We start from the raw sequence: 15,572 nt of genomic DNA, 5'->3' as shown, positions 1-15,572 counted from the left end.
AAACCACCCACCCAGTGAAAGCCCTAGCGCCGACGCCATGCCCGATATCTCGAGTTTTCTACCCATGCTGCGTAGCGGTCGCTGGTTTGCCCAGTTGCCACCGGGCTTTGCCCAAGGCCTGTTGGCTATGGCCCGGATACGCTACCTGCAAGCCGGCGAGAAGCTGTTTTTGCGGGAGACTGCGCCTTGCGGGCTCTATGCGGTGGTGCGCGGCACCATCCGCATTTCCGGCCACAGCGGCGAAGGCGATGCGGCCCGGGAAGCAGTACTGGTACTGCTGTCGCCACCACAATGGTTCGGCGAAATCTCGGTGTTTGACGGATCCGCCCGCACCCACGACGCCCATGCGGCCGAAGCCTGCACCCTGCTGCATATTCCGCATGACGAATTGCTCGCATGGCTCACCCAGCATCCCGCGCATTGGCGTGACCTAGCCGTGCTGATGGCCGACAAGCTGCGCCTGGCCTTTGTGAGCATGGAGGAACAAACCGTGCTCCCTGCGCCCCAACGCCTGGCGCGACGCCTGCTGACCATGGCCCTGAGCTATGGCCAAGCCAACGAACGCGACCGCACCTTGCGGGTGCTGACGGTTACCCAGGAACAACTGGCCTTGATGATCGGCGTGTCACGCCAGACCACCAACCAGATCCTGCGTGACTTCAAAGCCCGTGGGGTGCTGCAGGCGCAACGCGGCTCTATTGAGCTGCTGGACCTGCAGGCGCTGCGCGCGGAATGCGAGTAGAGCGGCCGACCACCCGCCCATAAAAAAACGCGCCCGAAGGCGCGTTTTGCTTGCTTGAGGAGGCGTGTTTTACTTCGAAACAACGCGAGCCATTTCCAACACCTTGTTGGAGTAACCCCATTCGTTGTCGTACCAGCTCACCAACTTGACGAAAGTGCCGTCCAACGCGATGGAGGCTTCTGCGTCGTAGATGGAAGTGCGGCTGTCGCCACGGAAATCGGTGGCAACCACTTTGTCTTCGGTGTAACCCAACACGCCCTTCAAAGCGCCTTCGGACTGGGCCTTCAACTCAGCGTTGATTTCGGCAATGGTGGCAGAGGTATTCAGCTCGACAGTCAGGTCAACCACGGACACATCGCTGGTGGGCACGCGGAACGCCATGCCGGTCAGCTTCTTGTTCAGCTCAGGAATCACCACACCCACGGCCTTGGCTGCGCCAGTGCTGGAAGGAATGATGTTTTCCAGAATGCCGCGGCCGCCGCGCCAGTCTTTGTTGGATGGGCCGTCCACGGTCTTCTGGGTCGCAGTAGCAGCGTGCACGGTGGTCATCAGGCCGCGCTTGATGCCGAACTTGTCATTGATCACCTTCGCCAGGGGAGCCAGGCAGTTGGTGGTGCAGGACGCGTTGGAGATGATGGCTTGGCCGGCGTAGGTCTTGTCGTTCACACCAAACACGAACATGGGGGTGTCGTCTTTGGAAGGCGCAGACAGAATGACCTTCTTGGCGCCCGCATCGATGTGCTTCTGGGCAGTTTCCTTGGTCAGGAACAGGCCGGTGGACTCGACCACGATGTCGGCACCGACGTCAGACCACTTCAGGTTCGCGGGGTCGCGCTCCTGGGTCAGGCGGATTTTCTTGCCATTGACAATCAACACACCGTTGTCGACAGACACTTCGCCCTTGAAGCGGCCGTGCACGCTGTCGTACTGCAGCATGTAGGCCAGGTAGTCAGGCTCCAACAAGTCGTTGATGCCGACGATTTCGATGTCGTTGAAGTTTTGCACCGCTGCGCGGAACACCATACGGCCGATGCGACCGAAACCATTGATACCTACTTTGATTGCCATTTGCTTCTCTCTTCAATTAAAAAATTGTCGGACTCAAAAACTAGGGTGACTTACTTGCGCAGCACTTTTTCGACGGTGTCCGCCACGTTCTCAGGCGTAAAGCCAAAGTGCTTGAACAGCACCGGTGCGGGGGCGGATTCACCGTAGGTGTCCAGACCAACCACAGCGGCTGTGCCGTACTTCCACCAGCCACCGGTGGAGCCCATTTCCACCGCAATGCGGGGCACGCCGGCCGGCAATACGCTGGACTTGTACTCGGTGCTTTGCAGGTCAAAGGTGGTGGTGGAGGGCATGGAGACCACGCGCACCGCGATCTTGCGCTCGGCCAGCACCTTTTGCGCGGCAATCGCCAACTGCACTTCGGAACCGGTGGCGATGATCACGGCTTGGGCCTTTTTCTTGATGCCAGCGTCTGCTGGCTCAGACAGCACATAGGCGCCCTTGCTGATGGAGTCGATGCCGGAGGCATCAGGCGCCACTGCGGAATCGCACTTGGCGATGTAGGCGATGTTCTGGCGGCTCAAGAGCAGCGCAGTGGGCTTGGACTTGTTCTGCAGGGCCACGGTCCATGCCACGGCAGTTTCAGCCGTGTCTGCGGGGCGCCAGACGTCCAGGTTGGGGATCAGACGCAAGGAAGCCGCGTGCTCGATGGACTGGTGGGTGGGGCCGTCTTCGCCCAGACCGATAGAGTCGTGGGTGAACACGTGCACCACGCGCAGCTTCATCAGCGCAGCCATGCGGATGGCGTTGCGGCTGTAGTCGCTGAAGGTCAGGAAAGTGCCGCCGTAGGGGATGAAGCCACCGTGCAGGGCCACACCGTTCATGATGGCGGCCATGCCGAATTCGCGCACACCGTAGTTGATGTGGCGGCCGCCCTGGCCGGCTTCGTTGGTCACCACGTCGCCGGTCAATGCGTCGAAGCGCAGGTTGGGTGTGCTCTTGGTGTTGGTCAGGTTGGAGCCGGTCAGGTCGGCAGAGCCGCCCAGCATTTCGGGCAGGGCTGCGGTGAACGATTCCAGCGCCAGCTGGCTCGCCTTACGGCTGGCCACGGTCTCGCCCTTTTGGTGGGCGGCGATCACGGTGTCCACGGCGGTCTGCACAAACTTCTTGGGCAGCTCGCCCTTCATGCGGCGCACGAACTCTTTGGCCAACTCAGGGAAGGCTGCTTTGTAGGCGGCGAACTTGTCGTTCCACGCAGCTTCTGCGGCCTTGCCTTTTTCCTTGGCGTCCCAGTCTGCATAGACTTCTTTGGGGATCACGAAGGGTGCGTGGCTCCAGCCGATGGACTCACGGGTGAGCTTGATTTCTTCTGCGCCCAAAGGCTCGCCGTGGGCCTTGGAGGTATTGGCGCGGTTGGGGCTGCCTTTGCCGATGTGGGTCTTGCTGATGATCAAGGTGGGGCGGTTGTCGGTGCCGGCCTTGGCTTGTGCAATGGCAGCAGATACAGCAACAGCATCGTGACCATCTACAGGGCCGATCACGATCCAGCCGTAGGCCACAAAACGCTGAGCGGTGTTGTCGATGAACCAAGGAGCCACTTGGCCGTCGATGGAGATGCCGTTGTCGTCGTAAAGCGCAATCAGCTTGCCCAACTTCCAGGCGCCGGCCAGTGCGGCGGCTTCGTGGCTGATACCTTCCATCAGGCAGCCGTCGCCCATGAACACATAGGTGTGGTGGTCCACGATGGTGTGGTCCACGTCAACGACCTTGCGGTTGAATTCTTTGGCCAGCAGCTTTTCTGCCAATGCAAAGCCCACGGCGTTGGTGATGCCCTGACCCAAGGGGCCGGTGGTGGTTTCCACACCGGGGGTGATGCCGAACTCGGGGTGGCCCGCAGTCTTGCTGTGCAGTTGGCGGAAGTTCTTGAGTTCGTTGATGGGCAGCTTGTAGCCGGTCAGGTGCAGCAGCGCATAGATCAGCATGGAGCCGTGGCCGTTGGACAGGATGAAGCGGTCGCGGTTCGCCCAGTTCGGGTTGGCGGGGTTGTGACGGAGGTGCTCACCCCACAATGCCACTGCCATGTCGGCCATGCCCATGGGGGCGCCGGGATGGCCGGAATTGGCTTGCTGCACAGCGTCCATGGACAGTGCGCGAATGGCATTTGCCATATCTTGGGTGTTGGGGGTGGGGGCCATTGAGGGCAGCTCCAAGGGTAAGGTTGAGAAACAGGTGAAAGGCAAAACTCCGCTGATTTTACCGGTGCGCGCTTTGGGGCCGTTACAGCGCAGTACCGCACCGAATTTGACCCATGGGCTATGCTTTTGTGCATGAGTCAACTCTTCAGCCCTTACACCCTGCCTTCGCCCCGCGGCGGCCTTGTTTTACCGAACCGCATCGTCGTCGCTCCGATGTGCCAATACCAGGCGGTGGAAGGCGAAGCCACGGACTGGCATTTGATGCACTAGGCCAATTTGCTCAACAGTGGTGCGGGCCTATTCACGATTGAAGCGACCGGTGTGTTGCCCGAGGGTCGGATCACGCCCGCTTGCCTCGGGCTGTGGGACGACCGCACCGAAGCGGCCTTGGCAGACAAACTGCACCGCGCGCGAAAGCTCGCGCCGCACACGGCGGTGTGCATCCAGCTGGCACACGCGGGGCGCAAAGCGTCGAGCAAGTTGCCTTGGCAAGGCGGGCAACTGCTGGCACGCGAAGACGGGGGATGGGAACCTGTGGGCCCCTCAGCCCTGCCGCAGTTGCCCCAAGAGCCGCCACCTGCCGAGCTGACCTTAGACGGCATGGAGCGCGTCAAGGCTGCGTTTGTGCAAGCCGCCATTCGTAGCGCGCGACTGGGTGTGGAAGCTATCGAACTGCATGCCGCCCACGGCTACCTGATGCATGAATTTTTGTCGCCGATTGCGAACCAGCGCACCGATGCCTATGGCGGCAGCTTGGAAAACCGCATGCGCTTTCCACTGGAGCTGTTCGCCGCCGTGCGGGCGGTATTCGACGGCGTGCTGGGTGTGCGTATTTCCGCCAGCGATTGGGTCGAGGGCGCGTGGAATGTCACCCAAAGTGCCGTCTTCGCGCAGCAACTCAAGGCACTAGGTTGCGACTTCATCCACGTCTCCAGCGGCGGGGTGTCTCCCCAGCAAAAAATTGCGCTGGGTGCCAACTACCAAGTGCCTTTTGCGCGTGACATCCGTGCTGCGAGCGGCATGGCCACCACCGCGGTCGGACTGATCACTGAGCCGCAACAAGCTGAAGATATTCTGCAAGCCGGCGATGCGGACCTGATCGCCCTGGCGCGCGCCTTTTTATACAACCCGCGTTGGGGTTGGCATGCCGCGGCCGCGCTGGGCGGCCAGGTAGAGGGCAACCCGGTCTACTGGCGCTGCCTGCCACGCGAAGCGCAAAGCGTTTTTGGCAAAGTGGCGGTAGGCACACGCTGATTGACGCAAAAAAGGGAGCCGAAGCTCCCCTTTTTTGGTTGTTACCGAATCAATGCTTAAGCAGCGTTGCGCTTCGCGCGCCGACGGCTGATCACACCCATCAAGCCCAAACCTGCCAACAACATGGCGTAGGTTTCTGGCTCTGGCACGGGCGTGACATTGGATGCAGTGAACTCCACGCGCAAACCGGTGGGATTGCCACTCGAACCGGCATAGTTAGTAACCACGAAGTCCAGAGTGTTGACACCGCTGTTGAAACCAGTGGCGGCGCCGAAGTTGTAGAAGCTTTTGAAGCCATCGGCATAACCGATCTTCGTGCCATTGAGCTTGACCACAGCGGAGTTGTCAGCCGCAAATTTGCCATCGAAGCTGGCGGTAGCCGCATCAAAACCGGTCAGGTCAAAGTTCAAAGACCAGGTGTAAGTGCCCGCGGCCGAGGTAGCACCTTGAGCAGCAGTAGGCGTGATCCACTTGGATGTGGTGGAGTTGGCCATCCATGGGCCAAGAGGGAAAGATCCGTTGCTGGTCACGAAACCATAGCCGGTGCTGTTGAGCGAGTAGTTGGTGTCTTGCTGACCACTAGCAAAGCTACCGGTGTTAACCAAGCCGGTAATCGAGGCAGCGTGAGCAGACAGAAACGAGCCAGCCGCCAAGACAGCAGCGATTGCAAATTTTTTCATAAATCCCCTATTCGTAAGAATCAGTAACAAGCTCTATTTTAGAAATTCGGGCCTTCGCAGAGACTAGTCCATATGGACTAACCGGCCCCTGAAATTGTGGAAAAAGTCACAGTTATTGGGGATCCGACTCCGCTGGCGGTGTCGCTGGCATTACGGCCAATGACGGCGAAATCGCTTGCCCGTCTACCCCGAGGCGCTCAATGAAACCGCCTTCGGCCCATTCGGCATAGCGCCAATCGTCGCCGGCGCGCACTACACCCTCAGGGGGCTGCACCTCTTGCACCGGCACGCCGTTCAACGCGACGGCCATGTAGTCGATCCATACAGGTAACGCTAGCGCGGACCCGGAAGCCCGGTTGCCCAAGCTGCGGGGCGTGTCGTAGCCCACCCAAACCACTGCCACCACACCGGGTTGGTAACCGGCAAACCAGGCGTCCACCACGTCATTGGTGGTGCCGGTTTTGCCGTACAGATCGGGGCGCTTGAGCGTGGCCTGTGCTTTGGCGGCGGTGCCGGAGCGAGTGACCTCTTGCAACAGACTCGACACCATGAAGGTATTCCGGGCCGGCACGGTGCGCAGCGTCTCGTCCAACACCCGGGGCTTGGCTTCGAACACCACCTCGCCACTGGCGCGGGCAATCTTCTGGATCAGTACCGGATTCACGCGGTAGCCACCGTTGGCCAACACCGAATAAGCACCCGCCATTTGCAGGGGGTTGGTGGAGCCCGAGCCCAAGGCCTGGGTGAGGTTGTCCGGTTGGCGTTCCGGGTCAAACCCAAAGCGGCTGACCCACTCCCGCGCGCCCTGCGGCGAGAGCAACTGCATCAGGCGGATAGACACCAGGTTTTTGGAGCGCGCCAAGGCGCGGCGCAGGGTGATGGGACCATCGGTGCTGCCGTCGTCGTTCTCGGGGGCCCAGTCGCCTACGTTTTCCATGGGTGCATCGTTTACGAGCGATTCAAGCTGCATGCCGCTCTCTATCGCGCCAGAGTAAATGAAGGGCTTGTAGCTCGAACCCGGCTGGCGCCAGCCCTGAGTGACGTGGTTGAACTGGTTGCGGTGAAAGTCGAACCCACCCACCAGGGCGTGGATATCGCCATTCAGGGGGTCCATGGCGACCAGTGCGCCTTCAGCCTCCGGCCACTGCACCAAGCTCCAGGCCTTGGCCTGCTGCACCACCCGCACCACCGCGCCGCGCCGTACCCGCAACTTGGCGGCGGCAGATTCGGCCAGGCCTGACTGGGCGGGTCGCAAACCAGTGCCCTCTATGGTCACGACCTCGCCAGTACCCAAAACCACGGTCACCGATTTAGCGCTGGCACGGGTCACGATGGCAATACGCAGGTCTTCATCGTCATCGTAATCGGCAAGTGCCTGGGCCACCGCTGAGTCGTCGTCTTTCAGGTCGGCGGCAAGCGTTTCCTGCCCTTCGGGGCCGCGCCAGACCTGGCGCAAGGAGTGCTCCACCAGCGTGCGACGCAGTGCCTTGTGGGCAGCCTGCTGCTCGGCAGATCGCAGGGTGGTGGTGACATTCAGGCCAGTGGTGTAGCTCATTTCGCCGAACTGGGCATACACCTGCTGGCGCACCATTTCGGCCACGTGTTCGGCGTGCACATCGACTTCGTTGCGCTTGCGCACTACCAGCTTTTCTGCTTTGGCTGCCTGAAACTGAGCGTCGGTGATTACGTCTTGCGCCCGCATGCGACCCAGGACCAACAGCTGGCGGGCACGAGCGCGCTCAAAGTTTTGAATCGGGTTGGCAAAGTGGGGGTTCTGGGGTAAACCGGCCAGCATCGCGGACTCGGCGGCACTCAGGGCTGTGAGTGGCTTCCCAAAATAGGCCTGAGCCGCCGCTTCAAAGCCATAAGCCCGCGGACCCAGATAGATCTGGTTCATGTAGAGCTCCAGAATCTGGTCTTTGCTGAGCTGGGACTCGATTTTGAACGCCAGCAGTGCTTCTTTGAGCTTGCGCTCTAGGGTGCGGGAGCGGCTCAAAAAGAAGGTGCGCGCCACCTGCTGCGTGATGGTGGATGCCCCTTGGGTACGCCCGCCGGTAAGGTTAGCCACGATAGCCCGGGCCACGCCAATCGGGTCAAGCCCACCGTGTTCATAAAACCGCGCGTCTTCCACGGCCAGCAGACTGTCTTTCATCAACTGAGGAATCTGGTCAATCGGCTTGTAGACCCGGCGCTCGGTGCCGAACCCAGCAATTTCGACGCCATCAGCCGTCAGCACACGCAGTGGTTGCTTAGGCTGGTAGTTGGAGAGGGACGAAGTGTCAGGCAGCTGGGTGGAAAAATACGCAGTGAGCGCCAGCAGGGCGACGAGGCCCAGGCCGGCCAATACCAGACTGATTTTCAAGAGGCGCAGGGGCCAGGAGCCCCGGGAGGTAGTTTGCATAGCAATTCACAATTGGACCGCGCATTATGGGCAGCCCGAGGGCCGGTGGGTGGCCGTCTTTGTAAACGCTATGAAATAAGGAGCTAATCCGGAACTATTTACGCTGGCTAGCGGGCTTTTTTGCTGTTTTTTTCTTGGGTAACAGGGCGTCGTGCAAGGCCACAAACTCCAGGGTCAACTTGTGACCGGGTTCCAAATAGATCATGGGCTTGGACTGCTCATGCGACTCGCGGATCTTCACCGAGGCACCGAGGTAGGGCTGCAAGACCGGCAGGCCTTCGTCAATCAGCTCCTGCACCATGCGCTGCGGCAGGTTGGCACGCGGCTGGAACTGGTTGACCACAATACCTTCCACCTCCAGCGCCTTGTTGTGATCCGCCTTGATCTCTTGCACGTTATCCAGCAGGGTGTAGAGCGCGCGGCGGGAAAAGTCGTCGCAGTCAAACGGAATCAGGCAGCCCTGCGCGGCAATCAGCGCGCTACGGGTGTAAAAGTTCAGGGCCGGCGGAGTGTCGATGTAAATCTGGTCGTAGTCGGCGGCCAACTGCTCCAGCGCGTCACGCAGCTTGTAGATCTTGTGGCGGCTCTCCAGCTTGCTGTGCAGCTCATCGAGCAGCGGGCTCGAAGGCAGCAGGTCCAGATTCGGCCATTGGGTCTCGCTGATGTAGTCGCTGGCGGGCTTGTCGCGCACAGTGAACTTGAGGCTCTGCTCAAAAAACTCGGCCACATTCGGCAGTTCGTCCGTCATATCGGCCCCTAGCAAATAGCGGCTGGAGTTGCCCTGCGAGTCCAAGTCAATCACCAGGGTGCGCAGTCCCTGCGAGGCGCTGATGGCCGCCAGATTGCAGGCGATGGTGGACTTGCCGACGCCACCTTTCTGGTTGAAAACAACGTGCTGCATGACGAATTCCTTTGCTCAAAGCGGGCCACGAGATGTGCAGGCAGTCTAGCGGGGCCGCATGACACGGCGCTGGACACACCTGCGCACACGCCATGCAGGCAAAAATTGCGCCAATGCGTGGGCTATGCTCCCGCACCATGCCTGACCTATCGCCTGCTGACTCCTTTCCTGACAGCGCCACGAGCGCATCCACCAGCCCCGCCATCGTGCTGGCCGCGGGGCGCGGCGAGCGCATGCGGCCCTTGACCGACACCACCCCCAAGCCCCTGCTGCAAGTGCACGGCAAGCCGCTCATGCAGTACCACCTGGAGGCGCTGGCCGCAGGGGGCTTTGCGTCTGCGGTGGTGAACACGGCCTGGCTGGGCGAACAGATCGAAACCACGTTTCATGATGTTTTAACCCTCCAGCGCTCGTTGGATGTGCGCGAGCAGCTATCAAATTCAGAGCAATCTGCTACCGGTATCCGACTGCACTACTCCCACGAGGGCCGAGATTTCGGCGGCGCGCTGGAGACGGCAGGCGGCATTGCCCGTGCCCTGCCGCAGCTGGACACGGTGTTCTGGTCCATGGCCGGTGACGTGTTTGCGCCTGACATGGTGTTCACCCGTAGCGCCATTGAGCGCTTTGCGCGCAGCGGCATGCTGGCCCACCTGTGGCTGGTGCCCAACCCGGCGCACAACGCACGAGGCGACTTCGGGCTGGAAGCCGTGGGCGCGGATGGCATTGGCCGCTGCATAGACCCCGCACCTAGCAGCACTGCGCCGCGCTACACCTACAGCACCTTTGCGCTTTTCCATCGAGACTTGTTTGCCCAGCCCTGGTGCGACATTCCCGCGGGTAACCCGCAGGGCGTCAAAGCACCGCTGGCACCGCTATTGCGCCGGGCCATGCAGGGTGCACGGGTAAGCGCCGAGATTTACACTGGCCGCTGGACCGACGTCGGCACCCCCGAGCGCTTGGCAGAACTCAACGCACAGACACCATGACCCAGCCCTCTTCCATTGCGATCTCCGCACTCACCGCAGACTACGCCGGCCGCCGCGCGCGCCTGGCCGCCCACATCGGCCCGCATGGCGTGGCCGTGCTACCCACGGCCCCGGAGCAGCAGCGCAACCGGGATGCGGACTTTCTGTTCCGCCACGACAGCTATTTCCACTACCTGAGCGGCCTTGCCGAGCCGCGGGCATGGCTCGTGATCCAGGGTGACGGCACCACCACCCTGTTTTGCCAACCCAAAGACCTAGAGCGCGAAATCTGGGACGGCTTCCGCCTCGGGCCGGATGCCGCACCGGGCGCCCTCGGCGTGAACGCCGCCTATTCGGTAGACGAGCTGGACCAGCGCCTGCCCGCTTTGCTGGACGGGGCCGACGCCGTCTGGTACCCCTTTGCCACCCACAAGGGCCTGGAGACCCGCATCGACGGCTGGCTCAGCAGCCTGCGCGCCCGCGTGCGCTTTGGCACCCTGGTGCCCGAGCAGGTGCGCGACTTGTGCGGCCCGCTGGACGAAATGCGCCTGATCAAGGATGCCTATGAACAGGACGTGATGCGCCGCGCCGCGCAGATCAGCGCGCAAGCCCACATCCGTGCCATGCAACTGTCTGCCCGCATGCTGCGCGAAGGCAAAGACGTGCGTGAATACCACCTCGACGCCGAACTGCTGCACGAGTTCCGCCTGCAGGGCTCGCAGTACCCGGCTTACAGCTCCATCGTGGCGGCCGGTGCCAACGCCTGCGTGCTGCATTACCGTGCTGACGCGGCCCCGGTGCGCAACGGCGAGCTGGTGCTGATTGACGCGGGTTGCGAGCTGGACGGCTACGCCAGCGACATCACCCGCACCTTCCCGGCGAATGGCAAGTTCACCGGCCCGCAACGTGCGCTGTATGACCTGGTGCTGGCCTCTCAAGTGGCCGCGGTGGACGCTACCAAGGCCGGCGCGCGCTTTACCGACCCGCATGACGCCACGGTGCGCGTACTGGCGCAAGGCATGCTGGACCTGGGGCTCTTGGACAAAAACACCGTGGGTAGCCTGGACGATGTGATCGAGAAGCGCGCCTACTTCCAGTTCTACATGCACCGCACCGGCCACTGGCTGGGCATGGATGTGCATGACTGCGGCTCGTACACCGAGCCGTCTGAGCTGGGCACCAAGCATGTGCGCAAGGACGCACTCACCGGCAATGAGATCGTGAACCGGCCCGCGCGCATTCTGCGCAGCGGCATGGTGCTAACCATCGAGCCCGGCATTTATGTGCGTCCGGCACCAGGGGTGCCGGAGCAGTTCCACAATATCGGCATCCGCATTGAAGACGACGCCATCGTCACCGACACCGGCTGCGAGCTCATCAGCCGCGGCGTGCCGGTGGAGGCTGATGCTATTGAAGCCTTGATGCGCGGCTGATCAGTCTTCTGCCGCGTCGTCCTCGACAGCGGCTTGCTGGGCGGCCGCCCAGTGGCGCTTGGGCAGGTGGCCCAACAGGCGCTCGATCACGGTGTCCACCACCGCATCGTTCACCTCGTGGCCCAGGAAGGGAATGACGTCCGCCGTCACATCAGCTCCCAGGCTTACCAAGTGCTCCGCCGCCGTCACGGTGTAGCCATAGTGAATCACCGTGTCCACCTTGCCGTGCACCATGTGCAGGGTGGTGTGGGCGTGCGGCGCCAGTGGCAGCTGGGCAAAGCGGCCTGACAAGGCGACCACGCGGCCGGCCAAAAAGTCGTTGTGCTGGGTGGACTCGAGGCACATGATGGCGCCTTGCGAAAAACCCACCAGCGCCGTGGCCTCAGGGCTGACGCCAGCGCGGGCTTGCCAGTCTTGCACGACTTTCACAAACGCGGGCATGGCGGCGGCCACGCGCTCGGGGCGGGTTTCTTCGGTGATGCCAATGACCGAAAACCATTGGTAGCCCTGATCCAAGTCAGAGGCTTCTGGCCCCTGCACGCTCACGACCAAAGCCTCCGGAGATTCGGCCGCCAAGCGCCGCCCCAAGGGCAACAAACCTTGGGGCGTGGCACCCACGCCATGGTGCAGTAAGAAAAGCTGTTTGGCTGCGCCCGCGGGCTGTTGCACAACGATATCGGTCATGGGGTCACTCCTGCGAAAACGTGTATCTGAAGATGGAGGGTTTAGTCCGCCGCTGCGGCTGTTTTGCCCAGCGTTATACGGGTCAACAACAATGCCACGATACCGGATCCGGCAATGCCAGCCACCATCGGCCGGGCGGTGCCATCGGCGAGCGCGCCGGTAATGCCCATGACCACGGCACCGGTCACAAACTGCAAGGTGCCCATCAAGGCAGAAGCGGTGCCGGCAATTTCGCCGTGCTCATCCAAGGCCAACACGGCCGTCGTGGGCACCACGAGGCCCAAAAAGCCATAGCCCACAAACAGCATGCCTAGCATCACATCGAGCCGCTCGATGCCGCTGAGGTTCACCGCCAGCAGCAGGCTCATCATGAGCGCGTAGCCCACCACCGCGAACTTCACCAGTTTGACCAGCCCGAAGCGCGCGCTCAGTTTGCCGGTGAACTGCGAAATGCCGATGAAGGACGCCGCGTTGGCCGCGAACGCAATGCTGTACTGCCGGGGCGTGAGACCGTAATGGTCGATCAGCACGAAGGACGAATTCGCCAGGTAGGCAAAAAAACTGGAGATGCCAAAAGCACCGATGAACACCAGCCCCAGAAAATGCCGGTCGCGCAGCAACACACCATACGCCGCCAAAGCACTGCCGACGCTGCTATTGACACGGTCTTTCGCGGGCCGGGTTTCCGGTAGGCTGGTGGCCAACAACACCAGGCCCAAGATAGCGGCCACCGTCACCGCCCAGAACACCGCGCGCCAGCCGGATGCCTCTATCAAGACACTGCCAGCCAAAGGGGCCAGGATGGGGGACACGCTGAACACCAGCATCAACAACGACATCAGCCGCGCGGCGTCGTGGCCTGTGTGCAGGTCGCGCACCACGGCGCGCGGGATCACCATACCCGCGCAGGCGCCCAGCCCCTGGATAAAGCGCAACACCACCAGGGTTTCAATATCCGGTGCCAGTGCGCAGCCCACGCTGCCCAAGGCAAACAGCACCAGGCCGAAGTACAGCGGCTTCTTGCGACCCAGCATGTCAGAGACCGGGCCATAAATAATCTGCCCCACACCCAGCGAGATAAAGAAAGCCATCAAGCTAGCCTGCACGGCTCCCATGGAGGCACCGAGGCTTTGGCCGATAGAGGGGAGGGCGGGGAGGTACATGTCGATGGCGAAAGGGCCGATGGCTGACAGCAAGCCAAGCACCAGGGCGGTGCCGAAGAAGGAAGTTTTCATAGGGGCGCGAGCATACCCCCGCGCGCTCACCTCCGTATGGCACCGGGCGTTCGCCCCGGTCGGCAAAATGGGCGAGACAGCGGTTCCCTGCTCAGGTATAACCCCAGTACCTTCAAGGAGATGGCGCATGAAAGGCATGGTCTTTACCGAATTTCTGGAAATGGTGGAAAGCACCTTTTCCGCGGACATGGTGGATGACATCATTGGCGACAGCGCACCGCCCAGTGGAGGGGCTTACACCTCGGTGGGCACCTATGACCACCAGGAACTCGTAGGCATGGTGACGGCTTTGTCCGCCCGCTCGGGCTTGCCGGTGCCAGCGCTGATCCATGGGTTCGGTACCCACCTGTTTGGCCGGTTTCATGCGCTGTACCCCCGCTTTTTCGAAGGCATTCCGTCGGCAGTGGATTTTCTGTTTGGCATCGAATCCGTCATCCACACCGAAGTGCGCAAGCTCTACCCTGATGCCCAGCTCCCCAGCTTTGACTGTGTGCGCCGGGACGACGGGCTCGATATGGTGTACGCATCTCCGCGCCACTTCGGCGATTTGGCGGAGGGCCTTATCGGCGGCGCGATTGCGCATTTCGGTGACCCTTTGGGGCTGACAAGGGTGAACTTGCCGGATGGCTCCATCCAGTTTGAATTGCGTCAAAAATCTTAAGCGCATGTCTGACCCGGTGAACCCACCCGCCTCCGACGCCCACGCAGATAAGCTGCGCCGTTTGCTCAACCGGGTGGAGCGCGAGAAATCGGCCCGCAAACAAGCCGAGCAACTGCTGGAAGAAAAAAGCATGGCGCTGTTTGAGGTCAACCAGGCCTTGGAGCAACGGGTAAACGAACGGACTGCCGCTCTACAGGCCGCCTTGGCGCAGGCGGAAGCGGCCAATGTTGCCAAGAGCCGCTTTCTGGCCATGATGAGTCACGAGATTCGCACGCCGCTGAATGGGGCGCTGGGGCTGACCGAACTGCTCAAGGGCACCCCACTGAGCACGGAGCAATCGCACTTTGTGGACAACATCTTGCTGGCAGGTAATGCGCTACTGAACCTGATCAACGACATCTTGGACTTTTCCAAGATTGAGGCCAATCAGATGGAGCTGGAGCGCATCAGGTTCAACCCCCGGAGTTTGGTCACCGAGACCTTGGACATGTTCCGCCCGCAAGCCAACGCCAAGCAAGTGGTACTGTCACTCCAGGTCGATAGCCATGTGCCCCACGCCGCCACGGGACACCCCAGCCGCTTGCGCCAGGTGTGGATGAATCTGGTGGGCAACGCACTCAAGTTCACCCACCAGGGAAGCATCACCATCAGCCTGCGGTGCACGCCGGAGGGACTGCACTGCTCCGTCAAAGACACGGGCATCGGCATGACCGAAGAGGTCATGCAACAGCTGTTCTCCCCCTTCAAGCAGGGTGACAGTTCGATTGCCCGAAAATTCGGCGGAACCGGCCTGGGCTTGGTGATTTGCAAAGCCATCATCACGCAGATGGGCGCTGATCTGAAGGTAGAGAGCTGTCCTGACGAGGGTTCGGAGTTCAGCTTTACTTTGTCGGCAGCGTCGTTGGGACTGGAAGCCTCCGACACCTGGATCACACCGCCCGCGCTACCTGTATCAATCCCTGAGGCGCCCACTACGGACTTGAGTGGCCTGCGTATTTTGTTGGTGGACGATCAACCGATTAACCGGCTTCTCGCGCGTAGCCAATTGCGGCAGCTCGGTTGTCCACCCGTAGCGGAAGCAGAAAACGGATTGGTCGCTTTGCAAAAGTTGAGCGAGCAACCCTTCGATGTGGTGTTGATGGACATGCAAATGCCCGAGCTGGATGGCTTGAGCGCGACAAGGGCGTTGCGCACTATGCCGCTGGACATTCAACCTTTTGTCATCGCTATGACTGCCAATGCCTACGCGGAAGACAGGGCCGCTTGCAGTGCTGCGGGCATGGATTTCTTTTTGAGTAAACCAGTTCAACTGGACACCCTGCGCGAAGCGCTGAGCAGCATCACGGTTCCCCGCTAATGCTGCGTTTCCGGCGCACCACCGGCATAACGGCGGCGTCTACCCGATCATAGTTT

12 protein-coding genes and 1 pseudogene are annotated in these 15,572 nt (G+C 61.3%); 6 read left to right on the top strand and 7 right to left on the bottom strand.

The window, feature by feature from the left end:
- Positions 1-37 precede the first annotated feature (37 nt).
- Entirely contained in the window at positions 38-742 is a 705-nt protein-coding gene (locus tag U5L73_RS03010; RefSeq protein WP_322560968.1) for a Crp/Fnr family transcriptional regulator, read from the top strand.
- A 69-nt stretch (positions 743-811) separates the two neighbouring features.
- On the opposite strand, the gene gap is transcribed toward U5L73_RS03010, so the two are convergent.
- Together gap and tkt are read right to left on the bottom strand one after the other, a co-directional pair.
- Positions 812-1,810, bottom strand: coding sequence for a type I glyceraldehyde-3-phosphate dehydrogenase (gene gap, locus U5L73_RS03005; protein ID WP_322560967.1), 999 nt, complete (start codon positions 1,808-1,810; stop codon positions 812-814).
- Positions 1,811-1,860: 50 nt separating this feature from the next.
- Entirely contained in the window at positions 1,861-3,945 is a 2,085-nt protein-coding gene (gene tkt, locus U5L73_RS03000; protein WP_322560966.1) for a transketolase, read from the bottom strand.
- A 132-nt stretch (positions 3,946-4,077) separates the two neighbouring features.
- Between tkt and U5L73_RS02995 the strand changes: the two are divergent.
- A pseudogene (locus tag U5L73_RS02995) lies at positions 4,078-5,199 on the top strand (NADH:flavin oxidoreductase/NADH oxidase).
- Positions 5,200-5,255: 56 nt separating this feature from the next.
- Here the strand turns inward: U5L73_RS02995 and U5L73_RS02990 are convergent.
- The 3 genes from U5L73_RS02990 to U5L73_RS02980 all read right to left on the bottom strand — a co-directional run bounded on the left by U5L73_RS02990 (position 5,256) and on the right by U5L73_RS02980 (position 9,181).
- A complete protein-coding gene (locus U5L73_RS02990; RefSeq protein ID WP_322560965.1) occupies positions 5,256-5,879 on the bottom strand; it encodes a PEP-CTERM sorting domain-containing protein in 624 nt (207 codons plus the stop codon).
- Between the two features lie 112 nt (positions 5,880-5,991).
- Complete coding sequence (locus U5L73_RS02985) at positions 5,992-8,280, bottom strand: PBP1A family penicillin-binding protein (protein ID WP_322560964.1); 2,289 nt, start codon at positions 8,278-8,280, stop codon at positions 5,992-5,994.
- A 94-nt stretch (positions 8,281-8,374) separates the two neighbouring features.
- A complete protein-coding gene (locus tag U5L73_RS02980) occupies positions 8,375-9,181 on the bottom strand; it encodes a ParA family protein (protein WP_322560963.1) in 807 nt (268 codons plus the stop codon).
- Positions 9,182-9,318: 137 nt separating this feature from the next.
- On the opposite strand from U5L73_RS02980, the gene U5L73_RS02975 reads away from it, so the two are divergent.
- Both U5L73_RS02975 and U5L73_RS02970 read left to right on the top strand, forming a co-directional pair.
- Positions 9,319-10,167, top strand: a complete 849-nt coding sequence (locus tag U5L73_RS02975) for a nucleotidyltransferase family protein (RefSeq protein WP_322560962.1) — start codon at positions 9,319-9,321, stop codon at positions 10,165-10,167.
- Positions 10,164-11,579 carry an aminopeptidase P N-terminal domain-containing protein gene (locus tag U5L73_RS02970; protein WP_322560961.1) on the top strand — a complete coding sequence of 472 codons (1,416 nt, stop codon included), beginning with the start codon at positions 10,164-10,166 and terminating at the stop codon, positions 11,577-11,579. The genes U5L73_RS02975 and U5L73_RS02970 overlap by 4 nt, the downstream gene beginning before the upstream one ends.
- Here U5L73_RS02970 and ypfH read toward each other — a convergent pair whose 3' ends face one another.
- On the bottom strand, positions 11,580-12,263 hold the full coding sequence (ypfH, locus tag U5L73_RS02965; protein ID WP_322560960.1) for an esterase: 684 nt from the start codon (positions 12,261-12,263) through the stop codon (positions 11,580-11,582).
- Positions 12,264-12,304: 41 nt separating this feature from the next.
- A complete protein-coding gene (locus U5L73_RS02960) occupies positions 12,305-13,498 on the bottom strand; it encodes a multidrug effflux MFS transporter (protein ID WP_322560959.1) in 1,194 nt (397 codons plus the stop codon).
- Positions 13,499-13,625: 127 nt separating this feature from the next.
- Between U5L73_RS02960 and U5L73_RS02955 the strand changes: the two genes are divergently transcribed.
- The gene (locus tag U5L73_RS02955) at positions 13,626-14,159 is read left to right on the top strand and encodes a heme NO-binding domain-containing protein (protein ID WP_322560958.1); all 534 of its coding nucleotides are present in this window, start codon (positions 13,626-13,628) and stop codon (positions 14,157-14,159) included.
- A gap of 4 nt (positions 14,160-14,163) precedes the next feature.
- Complete coding sequence (locus U5L73_RS02950; protein WP_322560957.1) at positions 14,164-15,516, top strand: ATP-binding protein; 1,353 nt, start codon at positions 14,164-14,166, stop codon at positions 15,514-15,516.
- Positions 15,517-15,572: the final 56 nt, after the last annotated feature.

Source organism: Rhodoferax sp. (assembly GCF_034520025.1).
Lineage (GTDB): Bacteria > Pseudomonadota > Gammaproteobacteria > Burkholderiales > Burkholderiaceae_C > Allorhodoferax.
Note: the sequence above shows the minus strand (reverse complement) of the source record. Positions and strands in the feature narration are given on the sequence as shown.